Below are 20,643 nucleotides of genomic sequence, written 5' to 3' on the forward strand. Positions count from 1 at the left end.
GCATGTCGAAGGCGACGCGCGCGACGGTGGCGCTGGGCAAGGCGGGCATCGCCTTCACCGTCCATACGTACGACTACGACCCCGACGCGGACAGCATCGGCCTGCAGGCGGCCGCGGCGCTGGGGGAGGATCCGGGGCGCGTGCTCAAGACGCTGATGGCGCTGGTCGACGGCAAGCCCGCCTGCGTCATCCTTCCCTCGGACCGGGAGGTCTCGATGAAGCGGCTCGCCGCCGCCTTCGGAGGCAAGGCGGCGCAGATGATGAAGCCGGCGGAGGCGGAGCGCATCGCCGGCTACAAGGTCGGCGGCATCAGCCCCTTCGGCCAGATGCGCCCGGTGCGCACGGTGCTGGAGCAGGAGGCGGTGGCGCACGAGCTTGTCTACATGAATGGCGGCCAGCGCGGCTTGCAGGTGCGGCTCGCGCCGCGCGATGCGGTGGCGGTGCTCGGCGCCATCGTCGCCCCCATCGTGGCCTGACCATCGGAGAGACCCGCGTGAGCATCGTCCTGCACGGCATCCGCAACTGCGACACGATGAAGAAGGCTTTCGCCTGGCTGGATGGGCGGGGCCTCGAGTGGCGGCTGCACGACTACAAGAAGGAGGGCATCGCGCCCGCGCTGCTGGAAGGCTGGGTGGCGCGCGTCGGCTGGGAGGCGCTGCTGAATCGTGCCGGCACCACCTTCCGGAAACTGCCGGACGCCGAGAAGGCCGATCTGGACGCCGCGAAGGCGATGGCGCTGATGCTGGCGCAGCCTTCGATGATCAAGCGCCCGGTCGTCGTCGCCGGCGACGCGCTGCTGGTCGGCTTCGATCCCGACCGCTGGTCAGCGACGCTCAAGTGACGGGGTCCCAGGGGCCTTTCGGCCCCTGGCGGGGGGTGAGGGGGGCGGCGCCCACCTCGTCATGACCTTGGCCTTTCGGCCCCTGGCGGGGGGTGAGGGGGGCGGCGCCCCCCTCGGACTTCACAGCGTGCGCGCCAGCGCCACCAACTGGTCCGTCGCCGCGTTCCACCCATCCTCGAACCCCATGGCGAGGTGACGTTCTCGCGCCGCCGCGTCCGCGTGCAGCACCAGCGCGTGGTAGTGCGTGCCGCCCGCGATCGGGGTGAAGGCGATGATGCCCGTCATGAAGGACGAGGCCGCGGGGCGGAACCCTTCCGTCAGCGCGTCCGTCCAGACGAGGCGCCGCTGCGGCACGACCTCGAGGTAGCAGCCGCGACCCGGCATCTCCTCCCCCTCCGGCCCGCGGATGACGGAGTTGAAGCGCCCGCCGGGGCGCAGGTCGACCTCCACGTCGGTCGCGCGCCAGGGCACGGGGCAGAACCAGCGCTCGATCAGCGCGGGGTCCGTCCAGCAGGCCCAGAGCTTCTCCGCCGCGACGTCGATGTCGCGGCGGAGTTCGAGGTCGAGCGCGGGGTTCATGCCGTGCCCTCGACGCCGATCATCCAGAGGATGCCGAAGCGGTCCTGCACCATGCCGAAGCAGGGGCTCCAGAAGGTGGGGCCGAGCGGCATCCGCACCTCGCCGCCGTCCGACAGCGCGGCGAAGTGGCGCCCCGCTTCCGCCGCGTCGCGCGCGGGCAGGGAAAGGCCGAAACCCGCGAAGCGCGCCGCCTGGCTGCAATGCCCGTCGGAGGCCATGATCTTCGCCTCGCCGATCGTGACCTCGGCATGCATCACGCGGTCCTCGCTGCCCGGCGGCAGCATCCCCGGCGGCGGCGGGTCCGGCGCGTCGCGGAAGCGCATCATGTGGCCGGTCTTCGCGCCGATCGCCTGCGCGTAGAAGGCGAGCGCCTCCTCGCAGCGGCCCTCGAAGAACAGGTAGGGGAGGATCGCCATGGCTCAGGCCTCCAGCAGCACGGAGAAACCGCCGAAGATCATGCGCTTGCCGTCGAAGGGCATGCTGGCGGGGTCCATCTTCATGCGCGGATCCTCCATGATCTTCTTCCAGCCTTCGTCGCGCGCCGCCTTGGACGGCCAGGTCATCCAGGAGAAGACGACGGTCTCGTCCTCCGCCTGCTTCACCGCCATGCGGAAGGAGGTCAGCTTGCCCTCCGGCACGTCGTCGCCCCAGCACTCGACCATCGCGGTCATGCCGTGTTCCTTGAGCATCGGCGCCATCTCGGCCGCGTGGCGGCGATACTCCTCCTTGCGCGCGGTCGGCACGGCGAGCACGAATCCGTCGATGTAGGGCATGGGGTTTCCTCCTTCCCGGGTTCAGGCGGTTGCGTGCGCGGCTTCGAGTGCGGCCGCGTCGATCTTCACCATGTCCATGAGCGCGGCCATGGTGCGGGCACGCTGGTCCGGCGTGCCGCTCGTCATCAGGCGGGGCAGGGCTTCGGGCACCACCTGCCAGGCGACGCCGAAGCGGTCCTTCAGCCAGCCGCAGGCCTGGGCCTCGCCGCCATCCAGCAGCGCGTCCCACACGCGGTCGAGCTCGGCCTGGTCGTCGCAGCTCACGACCAGCGAGACGGCGTTGGTGAAGCCCGGCGGCGGCTCCGCGTTGAAGGCGAGCATCGGCGCGCCGGCCAGGGTGAAGGTGACCATCATCACCTCGCCTTCCTTGCCGGGCACGCCGGAGGGGCGGGCGATCACGGCGTCGATCCTCGATCCGGCGATGGCGGCGCAGTACTGGCGTGCGGCGGCCTCGGCGTCCTTGGCGAACCACAGGCAGGTGGACATCTGGGTCATGGCGCGGTCTCCCGGAACAGCATCTCGATGTAGCGGCGCAGGTGGCGCAGCGTGTCGACGGCCAGGTCCGGCCCGCCGGTCGCCTTGGCCATGACGAAGGCGCCTTGGATGACGGCGACGATGTGCAGCGCGAGCCCTTCCGGCGTGAAGCCCCCCACACCATGCCGGTCCATCGCCGCGGCGATGTCGCTTTCGAGCCCCGCGGCGTGGTGGCGGATGCCGTCCTCGCAGGCGGCGCGGACGGCCGGGCGCGTCGCGTAGCTGTCTTGCACCAGCGCGCCAAGCAGGCAGGTGAAGTGGGCGATGTCGCCGCGCAGGATGGCGATGCGCGCATCGATGTAGGCGAGCAGCCGGTCGCGCGGGTCCGCGTGGTCGCGCCAGGCGAGCCGGTCGAACAGCGCCTCGAGCCAGATGGAGAAATGCGCCGCGGCGGCGACGGCGAGGTCCTCCTTGCTGCGGAAGTGATGGAAGAAGGCGCCCTTGGTGACGCCGGCGGCGGCGCAGATGTCGTCGACGGAGCTGCCCTCGTAGCCGCGGGTGCGCAGGACGCGCATGGCGGCGTCGAGGATGCGGGCGCGGGTGTCGGGGCGGGGTGTCGCGATCTGGGGCATGGCGTCGTCTTCTATCGATATACGTACCAACCGGTTGGTATGTCGCGCAAGCGAATGCTTCAAACGATACGTCTACTGAATGTGACGTTTTCATCCGTCATTCTTTTCTTGACGCTGCGGCGCCGGCACGGAAGGCTCGGCCGTCTCAGGAGGACCATCGCCATGGCTGAGCGCACGCGTGATCCGGTCAGCATCAAGGGCCAGCTCGTCAGCATGAGCATCCTCGGCAGCGCGGTGACGCTCTGCATCTTCCTCGAGAATTTCCGCGTCGCGGCCTGGACGCCCTACATCCTGCACATCATGGGCGGCGCGCTGCTGCTCGCCGTCGCGGTGCCGCACTTCTTCTTCCGCCGGCCGCTCGACTGACCCTTCGCGCTTGACGCGGCGGCGCCGCGGGCCTGAGGCTCCCTTCCAAGAAAAGGGAGAGGGGCTTCCGATGCCGGGTTTCCGCGCGACACTGCTCGCCGCCGCCTTCACGCTTGCCGCCCTGCCGGCCATGGCGCAGCGCACGCTGACCATCGGCGCGTCATCCGCGCCCACGGGGATGGACCCGCACTACCATTCCTCGAACATGAACAATGCGCAGCTGCGCCAGGTGTTCGATCTGCTGATCGACCTCGACAGCAGCGGCCGCTTCGTCCCGCGGCTCGCGGAATCCTGGCGCGCGGTCGATGACCACACCTGGGAATTCCGCCTGCGGGAAGGCGTGCGCTTCCACGACGGCACGCCGCTGACGGCCGAGGACGTCGCCTTCTCCTACGCCCGCGTGCCCACCGTGCCGAACAGCCCGGGCCCCTTCACGCCGGCCGTCCGCCTGATCTCCCGCGTCGAGGTGGTCGACCCGCGCACGGTGCGCTTCCACACGCGCGACCCGCATCCCTTCCTCGAGCACGACATCGCGGCGGTCTTCATCCTCTCCCGCACCATCCACGCGACCGCGACGCTCGCCGACTTCAACGGCGGGCGGGCCATGATCGGCACCGGGCCCTATCGCCACGTCTCCTACCAGATCGGGGAACGGCAGGAGGTGGTGCGCAACCCGGAGTACTGGGGCCCGGCCCAGCCCTGGGAGCGCGTGATCACGCGCGTCATCTCCAATTCCGGCGCGCGTTCCGCCGCCCTGCTGTCCGGCGATGTGGACGTGATCGATTCCGTCCCATCGCAGGACGTGCCGCGGCTGGAACGCGAACCGCGCATCGCCGTCTTCGGCGTGGAGGCCAACACCACCTCCTACCTGTTCCCGGATGCGATGAGGGATGCGTCGCCCTTCGTCACCGACAAGCAGGGAAGGCCGCTGCCGCGCAACCCGCTGGCCGACCAGCGCGTGCGCACGGCGCTCTCCCTCGGCATCAACCGACAGGCGATCGTCGATCGGCTGCTGCAAGGGCAGGGCAAGGCGGCCGACCAGTTCGCCGCGCCGGCGCTGGAAGGGCGCGCGCCCGGCCTGCCGCCGCTGCCCCATGACCCCGACCGCGCACGGCGCCTGCTGGCGGAGGCGGGCTATCCCGACGGCTTCCGCCTGACGCTGCATGGTCCGAACGGATGGTTCGCGGGCGATTCGGAAGTGATGCAGGCGATCGCGCAGGGCTGGACGCGTATCGGCATCGAGACGCGGGTCGAGATCCTGCCGCCGGCCAACCTGTTCAGCCGCGCGACCAACCGCGAATTCTCGATGTTCATGACGACCTTCACCGCGAACTACGGCGCCAACATGCTGCGCCAGGTGGTGATGAGCCGGAACCCGGAGGCCGGCACCGGCCCCTTCAACCGCCAGCGCTGGGAAAGCCCGCGCATGGACGCGCTGGTGGCGCAGGCGATGGTCACCATGGACAGGACGCGGCGGGATGCGGTCACGGCGGATGCGCATCGGGTCGCGGTCGAGGAACTCGGCGTCATCCCGGTGCATTTCCTGCGCCTGACCTGGGCGACGCAGCGCGCCCGCGTGCGCTACGAGCCCGATCCGCGCTGGTACACCAACGCGATGCTGTCGCACCCCGCGAACTGAGGCTGGCGCGTCGCGGCGAAGGGGCTAGCATCGCCGCAGCCACAGCGAGGACGCGACCCATGCCCGACACCGAAGCCCGACAGAAGATCTTCGCCGCGATCGACGCGGGCTTCGACAAGCAGGTCGCCTTCCTGCAGGACCTAGTGCGCTTCCCCTCCCTGCGCGGGCGGGAAGCGCCGCTGCAGGACTGGTTCGCGCGCCAGATGGCCGCGCGCGGCTATGCGGTGGACCGCTTCACCATCGCCGACGTGCCGGACCATCCGAAGATGGCGCCGATGGTCGATGTCGATCCCGCCGGCAGCGTGCAGGTGGTCGCGACCCATCGCGCGCCGAACCCCACGGGCCGCAGCCTGATCCTGCAGGGGCACATCGACGTGGTGCCGGAAGGCCCGCACGAGATGTGGACCCATCCGCCCTATTCCGCGACCATCCGCGACGGCTGGATGTACGGCCGCGGCGCGCACGACATGAAGTCGGGCGTGTCCTGCATGGTCTTCGCGATGGACGCGATCCGCGCCGCCGGCTTCGAGCCCGCCGCCGACGTCTACCTCCAGACCGTGACGGAGGAGGAGAGCACCGGCAACGGCGCGCTCGCCGCCCTGCTGCGCGGCTACCGGGCCGAAGCGGCGCTGGTGCCCGAGCCGACGGGCCACACCATCACCCGTACCCAGACCGGCACCATCTGGTTCCGCCTGCGCGTCCGCGGCGTGCCCGTGCATGTCGCGGTGGCGCAGGACGGCACCAACGCCATCATGTCGGCCTATGCGCTGATCAACGCGCTGTACGAGCACACCCGCGGGCTGAACGCGGCGGCGCGCTCGAACCCCTGGTATGCGGACATCAAGGACCCGATCAAGTTCAACCCGGGCATCATCCGGGGCGGCGACTGGGCGTCGTCCACCCCCGCCTGGTGCGAGGTGGATTGCCGCATCGGCCTCGTGCCTGGCACGACGCCGGAACAGGCGATGGCCGGCATTGAGGCCTGCGTGAAGGCCGCCGCGACGGGCGACGCCTTCATGGCGAACAACCCGCCGGAGATCATCTGGACGGGCTTCCAGACCGACCCCTACGTGCTCGAACCCGGCAGCGAGGCGGAAGCCGTGCTCGCCGCCGCCCATGCCAGCGTGCATGGTGGTGCGATGCCGGAACGCCGCACCACCGCGGTGAACGACACGCGCTACTACGGGCTCTATTTCGGCTTTCCGGGCCTCTGCTACGGTCCGAAGGGCGAAGTGGCGCACGGCTTCGACGAACGCACCTCGATCGAGGATCTCCGCACATGCACGAGAACCATCGCGACCTTCATCGCCGACTGGTGCGGCCTCAAGCCACGGGCCTGACGCGGCGCGCGCTGCTCGGTGCCGCCGGCGCCGCGCTCGCGGCACCCGCGCTGGCGCAATCCGACTGGCCGAACCGCGCGATCCGCCTGATCGTGCCCTTCGCGCCGGGCGGATCCTCGGACGTGCTGGCGCGGCTGATCCAGCCGGGGCTCGGCGCGGCACTCGGCCAGTCCGTGATCGTCGAGAACCGCTCCGGCGCGGGATCCATGCTCGGCACCGAAGCGGTCGCCCGCTCGCCCGCCGATGGCTACACGCTGCTGCTGGCCGATCTGCCCTACGCCATCGTGCCCGCACTTCAGGCGCGCATGCCCTACGATGTCGAGCGTGACCTGGTGCCCGTGGTGATGGTCGGCGCGGCGCCGCTGCTGATCTTCGGGCATCCGTCGCTGCCGGCGCGCAACGCCGCCGAGTTCGCCGCACTCGCCCGCGCGCGGCCGGGCCACTACACCTACGGTTCGGGCGGCGTCGGCGCGGCGTCGCACATGATGGGCGAGCTGTTCCAGATCGCCACGGGCACGCAGCTCACGCACGTGCCCTATCGCGGCGGCGGGCCCGCCATCCAGGACCTCGCGGCGGGCAACCTCAACACCGTGTTCGTGACGGTGGCCTCGGCGGCGCCGCAATTGTCGTCGGGGCAGATCCGCGGGCTCGGCGTGATGGCGACGGAGCGGATGCGCAGCCATCCCGACATCCCGACCTTCCGCGAACAGGGCATCGACCTGGTGGCGGAACATTGGTGGGGGCTGCTGGCACCGCGCGGCACGCCGGAGCCGGTGATCGCGCGCATCGCGGCGGCGATGCCGGGCGTGCTCGGCGGCACAGGGATGGCGGAGCGGCTCGACGCGCTGGCCGTCATCCCGCGCAGCGACGGCCCCGCGCCCTTCGGCGAGCGCATCCGCCAGGACATCCGCCGCTACGGGGAGATCGCGCGGAGCCGCGGCATCACCGCGCAGTGACGCTCGAAGCCTTCCTCGGCGCCGTCGCGGCCGATGCCGCGCTGGCGTCGGACTTCGCCGCCATCTGCGACACGGGCGGCCGGTTGCAGGGCAGCGACAGCGCGGCGTGCGGCTTTTCGCTGCTGCACGATCGCATGGCCGCGATCGGCGCCGTGACGGACGAGCCCGTGCCCTATGCCGGCTGGCGCTGCCATGAGGCGCGGGTGACGGACCTCGCCAGCGGCCGCGACCTCGCCTGCGCGCCGCTTCTCGGCGCCGCGGCGACGCCGCCCGGCGGGATCGTGCTCGACACGCTCGATTGCGGCCGCGGCGCGCCCGGCGCCTATGGCGATGCGGCGGGCCGCGCCACCCTCGCGCGCCACGAATATCCCTTCGCCGCCTGGACGGTGCATCGCCGGTTCAAACTGGCCGCGGCGACGGAGGCGGGCGCGGCCGCCTTCCTCATCGTGCAGCCGGAACCGGGCGTGGGGCCGGTCTCGGGCTCCTCCGGCCGCAATGGCGGGGCGGGCATCCCGGCGCTCGGCATCAGCGCGGAGGCCGGCGCGCTGCTGGCCGAGGGCCGGCGCGTGCGCATCACGCTCGCCGGCGAGGACATGGAAGCGACAACGCCGACGCTGCTGCTCGACCTGCCCGGGCGCGGGCCTGGCCGCGTCATGCTGTCGGCACATCTGGACGGGCATCCGCTGGGCGAGAGCGCGATCGACAACGCGACGGGCCTCGCCGCGGCGCTGTCCCTCGCGCGCGCGGCGGCGCGCTTCGTGGAAGGCTGCCCGCGCGGCCTGACGCTCTGCATCTTCGGGGCGGAGGAATGGGCGCTGTCGGGTTCGCGCGCCTGGCTGGCCGGGATGCCGGCCGAACGGCGCGCGCGCATGGCGGTCAACCTCAACCTAGATTCCATCGCCGGCGGGTCGCGGCTGACGGCGCTGACGAGCGGCTTCCCGGCGCTCGGCCCCTTCCTGCGGGACGCGGCGGGACGCGCGGGGCTGCCGCTCGGCGTGCACCTGCCGCTGATGAGCAATTCCGACCATGCGAACTTCGCCGCCCACGGCATTCCCGCCGCGCGGCTGGTGGCCGGCTTCGACGAGCCGGGCAGCGCGCTGCGCTACCTGCTGACCGCGGGCGACACCCGCGCCATCGTGCCGGCGCAGGAGCTGAAGGGCGCGGCCATCACCGCGGCCGCGCTGCTGTGGGCGGCGCTGACGGCGCCGGACGAGGCGATCGCCGCGCTGCGCTGAAGGAAGAAGAAGGGGAGACGCGTGTACGACTTCATCATCGTCGGCGGCGGGTCCGCCGGCTCCGTGCTGGCGCATCGCCTGTCCGCGCCGTCGGCGAACAAGGTGCTGCTCTGCGAGGCCGGGCCCGACACGCCGCCGGGCCAGGAACCGGCGACGGTGCTCGATACCTATCCGGGACAGGCCTATTTCGACCCGCGCTTCCACTGGACGGAGCTGAAGGTCCGCACCCAGGTCGTCTCCCACAACAACCCGTCCGAGAAGCCGCCGCTGCGCAAGTACGAACAGGCGCGCGTGCTCGGCGGCGGGTCGTCCATCAACGGGCAGATGGCCAATCGCGGCGCGCCGCACGACTACGACGAATGGGCGCAGCGCGGCGCGGCCGGGTGGAACTGGGACGCGGTGCTGCCCTATTTCAGGAAGGTCGAGCGCGACCTCGACTTCGACAATGAATGGCATGGGCGGGACGGGCGCATCCCCGTCCGCCGCATTCCGGAATCCGAATGGCCCGCGCATTCCAGGGCCGCGGCGGAAGCCTTCGGCCAGGCCGGCTTCAAGCGGCTCGAAGACCAGAACGGCGCCTTCGAGGACGGCTACTTCCCGATCACGGTGAACGTCACCGAGACGCGCGTCTCGGCCGCCATGGGATATCTCGATGCCGAGACGCGCCGGCGCCCGAACCTGACGATCTCGACCGACACCCAGGTGATGTCGCTGGTCTTCGAGGGCGCGCGCTGCGTCGGCGTGCGTGCCCTGGTGGCGGGGCAGGAGCGGGAGTTCCGCGCGCGGGAGGTCATCCTCTGCACCGGCGCGATCCATTCCCCCGCGCATCTGATGCGCGCGGGGATCGGGCCGGCGGCGCATCTGAAGGAACTCGGCATCGAGGTGCGCGCCGACCTGCCCGGGGTGGGGCAGGGGCTGATGGACCATCCGGCCATCTCGCTGTCCTCCTTCATCCGGCCGGAGGCGCGGCTGAACCGCACCAGGCTGCGCCGGCACATCCTGGTCGGGCTGCGCTTCTCCTCGGGCATCGAGGACGCGCCGGCGGGCGACATGTTCATGGCGGTGGCGAGCAAATCCGCCTGGCACGCGGTGGGCGAGCAGGTCGGATCCATGCTGACCTGGGTGAACAAGACCTATTCCCAGCGCGGCCAGGTGCGGCTGGCATCGACCGACTGGCGGGCGCATCCGGAGGTCGAGTTCAACCTGCTGTCGGACCGCCGGGACCTCGAGCGGCTGATGATCGGCTTCCGCCTCGCCGCCGCGCTCAACCTCAGCCCGCCGCTCGCCGCGGTCACGGCGGACCCCTTCCCGGCGGCCTATTCGGACCGGGTGCGGCGGATCGGCGTGGTGAACAAGAAGAACCGGATCCTGACGTCCATCATCGCCAGGTTCCTCGACGGGCCGGGCTTCCTGCGCTCGGCCTTCATCGATCGTTTCGTTATCGAGGGCTTCCGCTTCCGCGAGGTGATGGAGGATGAGGAGGCGCTGGAAGCCTTCATCCGCAAGGCGACGATCGGGGTCTGGCATGCCTCCTGTTCCTGCCGCATGGGGGCGGAGGCGGACCCGATGACGGTGGTGGACACGGCCGGGCGGGTGCGCGGGGTCGCGGGGCTGAGGGTGGTCGATGCCTCGGTCTTCCCCGTGGTGCCGTCGGCCAACACCAACTTCCCGACCCTGATGGTCGCCGAGAAGATGGCCGACGCCATCCTCGCATAAGGCCTTGGCGGGCTGTGGGGGGGAGGCCAAACTCGCAACGAGCCAGCCGGCACCGGCGCGGCTTCTGGTCAGGTATTGGGAGACAGGGAATGAGCAATCTCGGCACCCGCATCGCGGGTGTGGCCGCCGCGGCGGTCATGGCTTTCGCAGGGCAGGCGGTCGCGCAGTCGGCGCCCGATACGGTCGCGGCCATCCGCGCCCGCGGCACGCTGGTCTGCGGCGTCGCGATCAACTCGGCCGGTTTCGCGCTGCCTGACAGCCGCGGCGAGTTCCGCGGCCTGGACGTCGACACCTGCCGCGCCGTCGCCGCCGCCATCCTGGGCGACGCGACGAAGGTGCGCTTCGTGCCGAACACTTCGGTGCAGCGCTTCCCGATGCTGCAGTCGGGCGAACTCGACATCCTGGTGCGCAACACGACCTGGACGCTCGGGCGTGAATCCTCGCTCGGCCTCGCCTTCGCCGGCATCAACTTCTACGACGGCCAGGGCTTCATGGTGCGCCGCAACGCGAACGTGACCTCGGCCCGCCAGCTCGACGGCGCGACGGTCTGCGTGCAGCCCGGCACCACCACGGAACTCAACCTCGCCGACTATTTCCGCACCAACCGGATGCGCTTCACGCCGGTGGTGATCGAGAGCGTCGAGGAAATCCGCACGGCCTTCGTCTCCGGCCGCTGCGACGCCTACACCAACGACGCCTCCTCGCTCGCCTCCTTCCGCGCGACGCAGCAGGACCCGAATTCCTTCGTGCTGCTGCCCGAGATCATCTCCAAGGAGCCGCTCGGCCCCGTCGTGCGCAAGGGCGACTGGCGCTACTTCGACATCGTGCGCTGGAGCCTGTACGCGCAGATCGCCGCCGAGGAACTCGGCGTGACCAGCGCCAATGTCGAGGAGATGCAGCGCACCAGCACGAACCCGGACATCCAGCGCCTGCTGGGCCGCACGGGCGACCTCGGGCGCTCCATGGGCCTGGACAACGACTGGGCGGTGCGGATCATCCGCCAGGTCGGCAACTACGGCGAGATGTACGAGCGCAACATCACCCCGATCGGCATTCCGCGCGGCGTGAACAACCTGTGGAACAATGGCGGCCTGCACTACGCGCCGCCGATCCGCTGACGCGCGGGCGACCTTCGCGGCCTGGGGCAGGGGGCGGCAACGCCCCCTTCTTCATGTCCGGGGGACGGAGGCCAAAGAAAAAGGGCGGCAGGATGACCTGCCGCCCGTTTCCGTGAGCCGAAGCTGGACCGGGTTCAGCCGACGCTGAGGCGCCGTTCCGTCACCTGCTGCTTCATCGACTTCTGCAGCTTCTCGAAGGCGCGCACCTCGATCTGGCGGACGCGCTCGCGGCTGATCCCGTATTGCTGGGACAGTTCCTCGAGCGTCGTCGGCTCCTCCTTCAGGCGGCGTTCGATCAGGATGTGGCGCTCGCGCTCGTTCAGCGTCTTGAGCGCGCCGTTCAGCAGGTCGCGGCGGTTGGACATGTCCTCCCGCTCGGCGAGCGCCGATTCCTGGCTTTCGGTGTCATCGACCAGCCAGTCCTGCCACTCGCCCTCGCTGTCCGCGCGCACGGGCGCGTTCAGGCTGTTGTCGGGGCTGGCGAGCCGGCGGTTCATGTTGATGACGTCCTGCTCGGGCACCTGCAGGACATGGGCGATCTTCGCCACCTGCTCGTCCTTCAGGTCGCCTTCCTCGAGCGCGGACATCTGCGCCTTCAGCCGGCGCAGGTTGAAGAACAGCTTCTTCTGCGCGGCCGTGGTGCCCATCTTCACGAGCGACCAGGAGTGCAGGATGTATTCCTGGATCGCGGCGCGGATCCACCACATGGCGTACGTCGCCAGGCGGAAGCCGCGCTCCGGGTCGAAGCGCTTGACCGCCTGCATCATCCCGACATTGCCTTCGGAGATCAGCTCGCCCACCGGCAGGCCGTAGCCGCGGTAGCCCATGGCGATCTTCGCGACGAGGCGCAGATGGGATGTCACGAGCTTGTGTGCGGCTCGTTCGTCCCCATTTTCCTTCCAGCGGCGAGCGAGCGACAGCTCCTCCTCCGGCGAAAGCATCGGGAACTTGCGTATATCCTGAAGATAGCGCGAGAGGTTGCCCTCGGTCGCCATCGGGATGGCCATGCTGGAAGCCATGGTTCACCTGCCTCCTGGGCCGGGCGGACTCCCCGTGACGGCGGGGTCCGCGAGCGGCCAAAAGCCTCGGTTATGTCGCCTTCCTCAGGGCCCTGACCCGGGCCGTCCGCCCCGGTCACGTCGGGGCCGGCCGGACGGGGCACTTGCTGGCACCCTTCGGAATCCGACACGACTTATGTAGCCGCCACCGCGCCGCGGCGCAAGAAAAACCGACCTCAATAGTCGGGTTACGCCCTGTTACCGTCCAGCAACAGGAGCAGCCCTTCCATGTCCGCCGGCAGCGGGCTTTCGAAGTTCAGCGCCTGTCCGGTTACGGGATGGTTGAAGCCGAGGCTCGCCGCGTGCAGCGCCTGGCGGGGGAAGGCCAGCAGCGCGTCCCGCGCCGCGGCGGGCAGCAGCCGCGCCGCGGCCGGCGTGCGCCGCAGATAGACCGGGTCGCCCACCAGCGGGTGGCCGATATGGGCCATGTGGACGCGGATCTGGTGCGTCCGGCCGGTCAGCAGCCGGCATTCGACAAGCGCCGCGGCCGCGCCCCAGGCGCGCTTCACGGCATAGCGCGTGGTCGCCGCCTTGCCGCCGCGTTCCACGACGGCCATGCGCTTGCGGTCGGCCGGATGCCGCCCGATCGGGGCCGAAACCTCCCCCGCCAGCGGTTCCGGCAACCCCCAGCAGAGCGCGAGATAGGCCCGGTCGAGATCCCGCGCCGCGAAGGCATCCGACAGCACGCGATGGGCGCGTTCGGACTTCGCCACGACCATGACGCCGGAGGTGTCCTTGTCGAGCCGGTGGACGATGCCCGGCCGCATTTCCCCCCCGATGCCCGACAGGTCATCGCCCGCATGGGCGAGCACGGCGTTGACGAGCGTGCCGTCCGGGTTGCCCGGCGCCGGATGGACCACGAGGCCCGCCGGCTTGTCGAGCACGATGAGGTCCCGGTCCTCGAACAGGATGGTGAGCGGGATCGCCTGGGCCTGCGGCGTGGCCGCGACGGGCGGGGGAACGAGCAGCGTGTAGCGCGCGCCGGCGCGCACCGTCTCGGACGGGTCGGTCAGCGTCGCGCCGTCGCGGAAGGCATGGCCGGCTTCCATCAGCGCCTTGACCCGGGAGCGGGAGAGCGAACCTATGGCGTCCGCGAGGAAGCGGTCGGCGCGCATGCCGGCGGCCTCGGGCGGCGCTACCGCGTCGAGGCGTTCGGGTTCGGGAGAAGATGGCGTGGCGGCGCTCAAGGCTCTGGTTATCGGTATGGGTGTGCTGATCGTGGCGGGCACCGTGACGCTGGTGGTGCTTCTCGTCCAGCGTGCAGGCGCGCCGGCGCGCGGCGGGGCGGTCGCGGCGGTCACGCTCGGGGAACCGGCGGGGTCGCGGATCGGCGGCATCGCGATGAGCGAGCGCGCGCTCGCGATCTGGGTGACGCGGCCCGAGGGCGGCGAGCGCGTGATCATGGTCGACCCCGGCAGCGGGCGCCGCATGGGCGAGATCCGGCTGACCGACTGAGTTGCCATGGCGCACCGCAAGCCGAACCTGCCGGAGAAGACCTGCGCCGCCTGCGCGCGCCCCTTCGCCTGGCGGAAGAAATGGGCGCGGGTGTGGGAGGAGGTGCGCTTCTGCTCCGACGCCTGCCGCGACGGCCGTCGCGCGGCGGCGCGGGCGGGCGGCGGGGCGGGGCGCAAGAAGGGCGCTTGATCGGACGCGGCGCCGGGTCTAGAAGCGCGCCTCCGGCCAGGGTCCCATTCGTCTAGAGGCCTAGGACACCGCCCTCTCACGGCGGCAACAGGGGTTCGAATCCCCTATGGGACGCCATCCAGCCCGCCCAGCGCATTGATTTTCGTGCGGTTCGCATGGAGTCGGTTGGTACGGCACCCAACCTTACCCCCATGACCGAGCGGGCCAGGGCTGCATTCCGCCAGACGTATGTGTTCTGTCGACGCGGGGCACTGGCACTCGCCGGGCCTGTCCATGGACGCGGCTTCCCGTCTCGCCCGCCCCTCGCGCATCGTCCACCAACGCTACCACCGGCTGCTCGCGACATCGGGAAAAGCGAAGTCGGCTTGCGATGTCCGTCACGCGACAGCGCGCGCCGTCCGTCGTCGCGTGCCGCCGCCGCCGAACCCGGTCAGCGGCAGCGGCTCGATCGGGAGTCGCGTCGCGAGTGGTACGCGCGCCATCCATTCGTCGGACGGGAGTGCTACGCGCGGCGATCCATCGAGAACGAATACCCGTTTCACGGTGATGGCGGTGCACAAGGCTCCGCTCGATGCGGCCGTTTCCGCCACGCCCGGCGTTTCTTGCCGGCAGGCGAGCGCCTTCGGCCTAGTCCCCCCGGCAGGAAGTGCCGGTCGACTGGTTGTTCTCGGACTTCATCTGTTGTCCGGACCGCGTGCTCGGCTTGGTGCGGCGCGCAACTTCGTCCGCAGGCTGAAATTCCAGAGCGAGACCGATCACGCCACGGCCACGAAATTCGACGCGATTTCAGGAGCTTGCCTGTTTCACGGCTACCAAAACAGACAAAATCCTACCTTCTCACTCCTCCACTGATCGCGCTGTGGCACAGCGGCTGCAATGCCCCTTTACAGATGATGGATGCCGCTTCGGAAGCGAGCGGAACCAAGCATCTTGTAAGATACGCGCGACGGAGATGAAGATGTTCATTCTCGGAACAGCCGCTTGGACGATTTTTTCTATGCTGTCAACTTGGCTTGTATTGCGATGCCTTGGTAATTTTCTCGCATGGTACGCAGATTTTCTCGATCGCCGGGCTGGCATTGAGCCGTATTCGGAATATCTGGCGAGGATTGAGCTGCCCTTCCAAGCCCTCACATCAAAGACCTGACGGCGCAGGTCGGTTCCTCAGCCATACCGGCGCGCATGTGGGGCAGCCTCCACGCCAGCCCGTTCTAGGCGTGCCCCACATGCCCCACCGCTTGCGAGACAGCCCGGGGGCCGGACGGCGCGCTCGGGCACAACAACCAACGGCTGCCCGCCGCCTTTCACCACCAGGACAGTGCCTCTGCGGACATCGTCCGACGCTGACATATTTTGTCATGCATCCGCGGGGCACCGTCGCACATGCGACGGCAAGGAGTAGGCGTCCAGGAGCCCTCCATGCCCTATCGCCCAGTGCCGAGTCCTCTGCACGCCGTCCTTCGGCATGCCGTTCTCGCCCTGCTCGCCGTGGTCCTTTGCCTCCGTCCCGCCGCCGCCCACGAAGGGCACGACCACGGCGCGGTGCCCGAGCCGGTGGCGACCGCCCTGCCGCGCGCCGAGGCCCATAGCGACCTGTTCGAGATCGTCGCCATCCTGCAGCCGGGCGGCGCCCTGACCCTCACCCTCGACCGCTACGCCGACAACAGCCCCCTGGATGGCTCCGTGACCCTCACCCTGGATGGCCAGGAGGTGGCGGCCGAGCGCCAGGGCATCGGGCTCTTCGTGGCGCGGCATCCGCTGCTGGAACGGCCGGGGCGGCTCGACCTGGTCTTCACGGTGACCGCCGGCGAGGAGATGGACCTGCTGACCGCGACATTGGAGGTGCCGGCCCCGCCGGCGGCGTCCGGCACGATGGTCGAGGCCCTGGCTCTGCTGCGGAACGGCGCCGTCCAGATCGGCATCGGGCTCGGCCTTCTCCTGCTCGGCCTGCTGCTTGGGCGCGCCTCTGTCCGCCGCCCGCTGCCGCCGATGGTCGAGGAGACACCCGCCATCCGCCCGGTGGAGGCCCTGCCGGCCGACACGCGGCGCGCCGCCGCGGCGTTGTTCGTCGCGCTCGTCGCCGCCGGGCCGGCCGCCGGCCAGCAGGCGCTGGTCACGGGGGAAGCCCCGCGCCGCCTGCAGGACGGCGCGATCTTCGTTCCGAAGCCCTCGCAGCGTCTCCTCGGCGTGCGCACGCAACTGACGGAAAGCGGCGAGGCATCCGCCGCGCTGCGCATGATCGGGACGCTGGTGCCCGACCCGAACGCCTCGGGCCGCGTCCAGGCCAGCCAGAACGGGCGGCTCGAGCCGGGCGATGCCGGCTTCCCGACGCTCGGCCAGCGGGTCGAGCGTGGGCAGGTGCTCGCCTATGTCACGCCGACCTACAGCGCCGCCGAGCGCGGCAGCCTCATCCAGAACGCCGCGGAACTGGATGCGCAGATCACCATCCTCGAAGCCCGCGTGCGCCGGCTGACATCGCTGCGCGGCACGGTGGCCGAACGCGAGATCGTCGACGCCCAGGCCGAACTCGCGGGTGCGCGGCAGCGGCGCACCGCGATCCAGCCCGCGCTGTCGGGGCGCGAGCCTCTGGTTGCGCCCGTCTCCGGCATCGTCTCGACCGTGCGCGGCGCCGTCGGGCAGTTGGTCGATAGCGCCACCACCGTCGTCGAGATCGTGGATCCCGGCCGGCTCTGGGTGGAAGCACTCGCCTTCGACCGCGCGGCGCTGGAACGCGTCACCGGCGCCAATGCCACCCTGCCCGATGGCCGCGTGCTGGACCTGGTCTTCATGGGGCGGGGGCTGACGGTGCGGCAGCAGGCGGTGCCGGTGAACTTCCGGGTGAACGACCCGCCGCCGGACGCGCCGATCGGCATCTCGGTCCTCGTCACGCTGCGCACGGCGCGCGCGGTGCAAGGCATCGTGCTGCCGGCCGACGCGGTGGTGCGCAGCGCAGAGGGCCCGCCCGTGGTCTTCGAGCATGCGACCGCCGAACGGTTCATTCCCCGCCAGGTCCGCGTGCAGCCGCTGGACGGCACGCGCGTGGTGGTGACCGCCGGTCTCGACGCCGGGCAGCGTGTCGTGGTGCAGGGCGCCGCACTCATCGCCCAGGTGCGCTGAGCGATGCTGTTCAACGCCATCGTCGGATTCTCGCTGCGCAACCGGCTTTTCGTGCTGGTCGCGGCGCTGCTGGTCAGCCTCTACGGGCTCTTCACCCTGTCGCGCATGCCGGTCGATGTCTTCCCCGACCTCAACAAGCCGACCGTCACGTTGATGACCGAGGTCGAGGGTTTCGCGCCGGAGGAGGTCGAGCAACTCGTCTCCTTCCCGATCGAGACGGCGGTGAACGGCCTGCCCGGCGTGACCCGCGTCCGCTCCGTCTCCTCCGTCGGGCTTTCGATCGTCTTCGTGGAGTTCGATTGGGGCGCGGACATCTGGCGCGCGCGCCAGCAGGTGAGCGAGCGCCTCGGCCAGATCCAGGCGCAGCTGCCGCCACGGGTGATGCCGGCCATGGCGCCGGTTTCCTCCATCATGGGCGAGATCATGCTCGTGGCGATGACCGCGCCTGTGGATGGCTCGGTCGGTCCCATGGAACTGCGCGACCTGGCGGACTGGGTCATGCGGCCGCGGCTGTTGACCATCCCCGGAGTTTCCCAGGTCATCCCGATCGGTGGCGAGGTCCGCCAGTTCCGCGTCATGCCGGACCTCGACCGGCTGCACGCGCTGGACTTGACGAACGAGCAGCTCATCGCCGCGCTGCGCCAGTTCGGCGGCAATGCCGGCGGCGGCTATGTCGACCAGGCGGGACGGGAGTTCCTGATCCGCAACATCGGCCGCACGACGTCGCTCGAGGATCTGCGCAACGCCACCGTCGGCTTCCGCGAAGGCCAGCCCATCGCGCTGCGGCAGGTCGCCCGCGTGGAATACGGCCCGCGCTTCAAGCGCGGCGAGGCAGGGGTGGACGGCCAGCCTGCGGTCATCCTCGCCATCGCCAAGCAGCCGGGGGCCGACACCATCCGCCTGACACGCGCGGTCGAGGCGGCGCTGGCCGAACTGCAGGCGGGCATGCCGCGCGGCGTGGTCGCGGACCGGATCAAGTTCCGCCAGGCGGACTTCATCGCCCAGTCCATCGCCAACCTGCAGCAGGTGCTGGCGGAGGCCTTCGTCGTCGTGGCGATCGTGCTGTTCGCCTTCCTGCTCAACACGCGCACCACGCTCATCTCGCTGACAGCGATCCCCCTTTCCATCCTGCTGACGGCGATCGTCTTCGCGGCCTTCGGGCTGTCCATCAACACCATGACGCTGGGCGGGCTCGCCATCGCAGTCGGCGAACTGGTGGACGACGCCGTGGTGGACGTGGAGAACATCCTCCGCCGCCTGAAGGAGAACGCCGCGCGCGCGGTGCCGGAACCGGCGATGCGGGTGGTGGCCGCCGCAAGCGCCGAGGTCCGCTCCGGCATCGTCTACGCCACGTTGATCATCGTGCTGGTCTTCCTGCCGCTGTTCGCCCTGACGGGAATCGAGGGCCGGCTCTTCGCGCCGCTCGGCATCGCCTACATCGTCTCCATCCTGTGTTCCCTGCTGGTCGCGGTCACCGTCACCCCGGTGCTGTCCTACTGGCTGCTGCCGCGGATGCGGCGGATGCACGCAGGGGATGGGGCGCTGGTGCGGGGGCTGAAGGCGGCGCAGCAGCGCCTGCTGCTCTGGTCCTTCGCGCACCGGCCGCTGGTGCTCGGCCTCGCCTTCGGGAGCGTCGCCCTCGCCGCGGCCAGCGTGCCCTTCCTGCCGCGCGCCTTCCTGCCGCCCTTCAACGAGGGCACGCTCGTCATCAACGTCACCTACCAGCCCGGCATCTCGCTCGCGGAATCGGATGCGCTCGGCCGCGTCGCCGAACGGCTGCTGATGCAGGTGCCCGAAGTGAAGGGCGTGGGCCGGCGCACCGGCCGCGCGGAGCTGGATGAGCATGCCGAGGGCGTGCATTCCTCGGAACTCGACCTCGACCTGCGGGAAGGCGGCCGCCCGCGCGCCGAGGTGCTGGCCGACGTCCGCGCGCGGCTCGCCGCCCTGCCGGCCGCGGTCAATATCGGCCAGCCGATCAGCCACCGGCTGGACCACATGCTGTCCGGCGTGCGGGCGCAGGTCGCGCTCAAGATATTCGGCGACGACCTCGACACGCTTCGGACGCTGGCCGAGACGCTGCGCGGCCGGCTGGCGGAGAACGTGCCCGGCCTCACCGACCTTCAGCTCGAGCGCCAGGTGCGCATCCCGCAGCTGCGCATCGCCGTCGATCATGAGCGCGCGGGGCTCTACGGCGTCTCGGCGGCGGCGCTGACCGAGACACTGGAATCGCTGACCGGCGGCACGGTCGTCAGCCAGATCCTGGACGGCGCGCGCCGCTTCGACGTGGTGCTCCGCCTGGCCGACGAGGACCGCACCACCGCGCGCCTTGTCGAGGCACTTGTGCCCACCCCGCATGGCCGCGTGCCGCTCGGCCTGCTCGCCCGCGTCGAGGAAGGGGACGGCCCGAACCAGATCCTGCGGGAAGGCGCGCGGCGCCGCATCGTGGTGCTCGCCAACACCACGCCGGAGGCCGACATGGCGCAGGTGATCGCCGGCATCCGCGCCGAGATCGCCCGCATGCGGATGCCGACCGGCTACACCACGGCGCTGGAAGGCACCTTCCAGGCGCAGGAGGAGGCGATGCGGACCATCGCCGTGCTCACCCTGATCTCGCTCGGCCTGATCTTCGTCGTGCTCTACTCGCGCTACCGCTCGGCGATGCTCGCGGCGATCATCATGGGCAACGTTCCGCTCGCGCTGATCGGCGCGGTCGCGGCGATCTGGATCGCCGGGCAGCCGCTTTCGGTCGCGACGCTGGTGGGCTTCGTCACGCTGACCGGCATCACCACGCGCAACGGGATCCTCAAGGTCAGCCACTACCTGAACCTGGCATTGCACGAGGGTGAGCGCTGGGGCCTCGCGCTGGTGCTGCGCGGCAGCGCGGAACGGCTGACGCCGGTGCTGATGACCGCGCTGTCCGCCGGGCTGGCGCTGATCCCGCTGGCGATCGGCGCCGACGCGCCGGGCAAGGAGATCCTGCATCCGGTCGCCATCACCATCCTGGGCGGCCTGGTCAGCGCCACGCTGCTGGATACGCTGGTGACGCCCATCCTGTTCCACCGCTTCGGTCGCCCGGCGCTGGAACGGCTGCGCGCCGAGGCCGAGGAACGCCGCGCTGGCGGGGCGCTCGCCCCCGAGACATTCTGAGCCCTGGA

21 protein-coding genes and 1 tRNA gene are annotated in these 20,643 nt (G+C 70.5%); 15 read left to right on the plus strand and 7 right to left on the minus strand.

What is annotated here, in order from left to right; translation table 11 throughout:
- The first annotated feature begins 2 nt into the window (after window positions 1–2).
- Entirely contained in the window at window positions 3–476 is a 474-nt protein-coding gene (gene ybaK, locus J5Y09_RS08180) for a Cys-tRNA(Pro) deacylase (RefSeq protein WP_209351258.1), read from the plus strand.
- A gap of 17 nt (window positions 477–493) precedes the next feature.
- Window positions 494–841 (plus strand): arsenate reductase, encoded by a 348-nt coding sequence (locus J5Y09_RS08185; RefSeq protein WP_209351259.1) that lies wholly within the window; start codon window positions 494–496, stop codon window positions 839–841.
- Between the two features lie 120 nt (window positions 842–961).
- Here the strand turns inward: J5Y09_RS08185 and J5Y09_RS08190 are convergent, their stop codons facing one another.
- From J5Y09_RS08190 to J5Y09_RS08210, 5 genes are read right to left on the minus strand one after another with little or no spacing between them, the layout of a single operon-like run.
- Window positions 962–1,420 carry an SRPBCC family protein gene (locus tag J5Y09_RS08190; RefSeq protein ID WP_209351260.1) on the minus strand — a complete coding sequence of 153 codons (459 nt, stop codon included), beginning with the start codon at window positions 1,418–1,420 and terminating at the stop codon, window positions 962–964.
- Window positions 1,417–1,836 (minus strand): VOC family protein, encoded by a 420-nt coding sequence (locus J5Y09_RS08195; protein WP_209351261.1) that lies wholly within the window; start codon window positions 1,834–1,836, stop codon window positions 1,417–1,419. The genes J5Y09_RS08190 and J5Y09_RS08195 overlap by 4 nt, the downstream gene beginning before the upstream one ends.
- 3 nt (window positions 1,837–1,839) lie before the next feature.
- Window positions 1,840–2,193, minus strand: coding sequence for a DUF1428 domain-containing protein (locus J5Y09_RS08200; protein WP_209351262.1), 354 nt, complete (start codon window positions 2,191–2,193; stop codon window positions 1,840–1,842).
- A 21-nt stretch (window positions 2,194–2,214) separates the two neighbouring features.
- Window positions 2,215–2,688: a VOC family protein gene (locus J5Y09_RS08205; protein WP_209351263.1), complete on the minus strand. Its 474-nt coding sequence runs from the start codon at window positions 2,686–2,688 to the stop codon at window positions 2,215–2,217.
- Complete coding sequence (locus J5Y09_RS08210) at window positions 2,685–3,299, minus strand: TetR/AcrR family transcriptional regulator (protein ID WP_209351264.1); 615 nt, start codon at window positions 3,297–3,299, stop codon at window positions 2,685–2,687. Before J5Y09_RS08210 ends, J5Y09_RS08205 begins: the two co-directional genes overlap by 4 nt.
- 162 nt (window positions 3,300–3,461) lie before the next feature.
- Between J5Y09_RS08210 and J5Y09_RS08215 the strand changes: the two genes are divergently transcribed.
- The 7 genes from J5Y09_RS08215 to J5Y09_RS08245 all read left to right on the plus strand — a co-directional run bounded on the left by J5Y09_RS08215 (window position 3,462) and on the right by J5Y09_RS08245 (window position 11,669).
- On the plus strand, window positions 3,462–3,665 hold the full coding sequence (locus J5Y09_RS08215; RefSeq protein ID WP_209351265.1) for a hypothetical protein: 204 nt from the start codon (window positions 3,462–3,464) through the stop codon (window positions 3,663–3,665).
- Between the two features lie 70 nt (window positions 3,666–3,735).
- Window positions 3,736–5,304, plus strand: coding sequence for an ABC transporter substrate-binding protein (locus J5Y09_RS08220; RefSeq protein ID WP_209351266.1), 1,569 nt, complete (start codon window positions 3,736–3,738; stop codon window positions 5,302–5,304).
- A 59-nt stretch (window positions 5,305–5,363) separates the two neighbouring features.
- On the plus strand, window positions 5,364–6,644 hold the full coding sequence (locus J5Y09_RS08225; RefSeq protein WP_209351267.1) for an ArgE/DapE family deacylase: 1,281 nt from the start codon (window positions 5,364–5,366) through the stop codon (window positions 6,642–6,644).
- Window positions 6,584–7,600 carry a tripartite tricarboxylate transporter substrate binding protein gene (locus J5Y09_RS08230; protein ID WP_209351268.1) on the plus strand — a complete coding sequence of 339 codons (1,017 nt, stop codon included), beginning with the start codon at window positions 6,584–6,586 and terminating at the stop codon, window positions 7,598–7,600. The genes J5Y09_RS08225 and J5Y09_RS08230 overlap by 61 nt, the downstream gene beginning before the upstream one ends.
- Window positions 7,597–8,835: a M28 family peptidase gene (locus J5Y09_RS08235; protein ID WP_209351269.1), complete on the plus strand. Its 1,239-nt coding sequence runs from the start codon at window positions 7,597–7,599 to the stop codon at window positions 8,833–8,835. Before J5Y09_RS08230 ends, J5Y09_RS08235 begins: the two co-directional genes overlap by 4 nt.
- A gap of 21 nt (window positions 8,836–8,856) precedes the next feature.
- Complete coding sequence (locus J5Y09_RS24740) at window positions 8,857–10,551, plus strand: GMC family oxidoreductase (protein WP_209351270.1); 1,695 nt, start codon at window positions 8,857–8,859, stop codon at window positions 10,549–10,551.
- A gap of 89 nt (window positions 10,552–10,640) precedes the next feature.
- Window positions 10,641–11,669, plus strand: coding sequence for an amino acid ABC transporter substrate-binding protein (locus J5Y09_RS08245; protein WP_209351271.1), 1,029 nt, complete (start codon window positions 10,641–10,643; stop codon window positions 11,667–11,669).
- A 134-nt stretch (window positions 11,670–11,803) separates the two neighbouring features.
- On the opposite strand, the gene rpoH is transcribed toward J5Y09_RS08245, so the two are convergent.
- Complete coding sequence (gene rpoH / locus J5Y09_RS08250) at window positions 11,804–12,688, minus strand: RNA polymerase sigma factor RpoH (RefSeq protein ID WP_209351272.1); 885 nt, start codon at window positions 12,686–12,688, stop codon at window positions 11,804–11,806.
- 227 nt (window positions 12,689–12,915) lie between these two features.
- A complete protein-coding gene (locus J5Y09_RS08255; protein WP_209351360.1) occupies window positions 12,916–13,842 on the minus strand; it encodes an RluA family pseudouridine synthase in 927 nt (308 codons plus the stop codon).
- Window positions 13,843–13,930: 88 nt separating this feature from the next.
- On the opposite strand from J5Y09_RS08255, the gene J5Y09_RS08260 reads away from it, so the two are divergent.
- The 6 genes from J5Y09_RS08260 to J5Y09_RS08285 all read left to right on the plus strand — a co-directional run bounded on the left by J5Y09_RS08260 (window position 13,931) and on the right by J5Y09_RS08285 (window position 20,635).
- The gene (locus J5Y09_RS08260; RefSeq protein ID WP_209351273.1) at window positions 13,931–14,182 is read left to right on the plus strand and encodes a hypothetical protein; all 252 of its coding nucleotides are present in this window, start codon (window positions 13,931–13,933) and stop codon (window positions 14,180–14,182) included.
- 6 nt (window positions 14,183–14,188) lie between these two features.
- A complete protein-coding gene (locus J5Y09_RS08265) occupies window positions 14,189–14,371 on the plus strand; it encodes a DUF2256 domain-containing protein (RefSeq protein ID WP_209351274.1) in 183 nt (60 codons plus the stop codon).
- A 41-nt stretch (window positions 14,372–14,412) separates the two neighbouring features.
- Window positions 14,413–14,488: transfer RNA gene (locus tag J5Y09_RS08270), tRNA-Glu, on the plus strand.
- A 156-nt stretch (window positions 14,489–14,644) separates the two neighbouring features.
- Window positions 14,645–15,223 carry a hypothetical protein gene (locus J5Y09_RS08275; RefSeq protein ID WP_209351275.1) on the plus strand — a complete coding sequence of 193 codons (579 nt, stop codon included), beginning with the start codon at window positions 14,645–14,647 and terminating at the stop codon, window positions 15,221–15,223.
- Window positions 15,224–15,790: 567 nt separating this feature from the next.
- Window positions 15,791–17,488, plus strand: a complete 1,698-nt coding sequence (locus J5Y09_RS08280) for an efflux RND transporter periplasmic adaptor subunit (protein ID WP_209351276.1) — start codon at window positions 15,791–15,793, stop codon at window positions 17,486–17,488.
- 3 nt (window positions 17,489–17,491) lie between these two features.
- Window positions 17,492–20,635 (plus strand): efflux RND transporter permease subunit, encoded by a 3,144-nt coding sequence (locus J5Y09_RS08285; protein ID WP_342451439.1) that lies wholly within the window; start codon window positions 17,492–17,494, stop codon window positions 20,633–20,635.
- The last annotated feature ends 8 nt before the right edge of the window (window positions 20,636–20,643 follow it).

Origin of the sequence: Roseomonas nitratireducens, from assembly GCF_017813355.1 — a bacterium.
Taxonomy (GTDB): Bacteria; Pseudomonadota; Alphaproteobacteria; order Acetobacterales; family Acetobacteraceae; genus Neoroseomonas; species Neoroseomonas nitratireducens.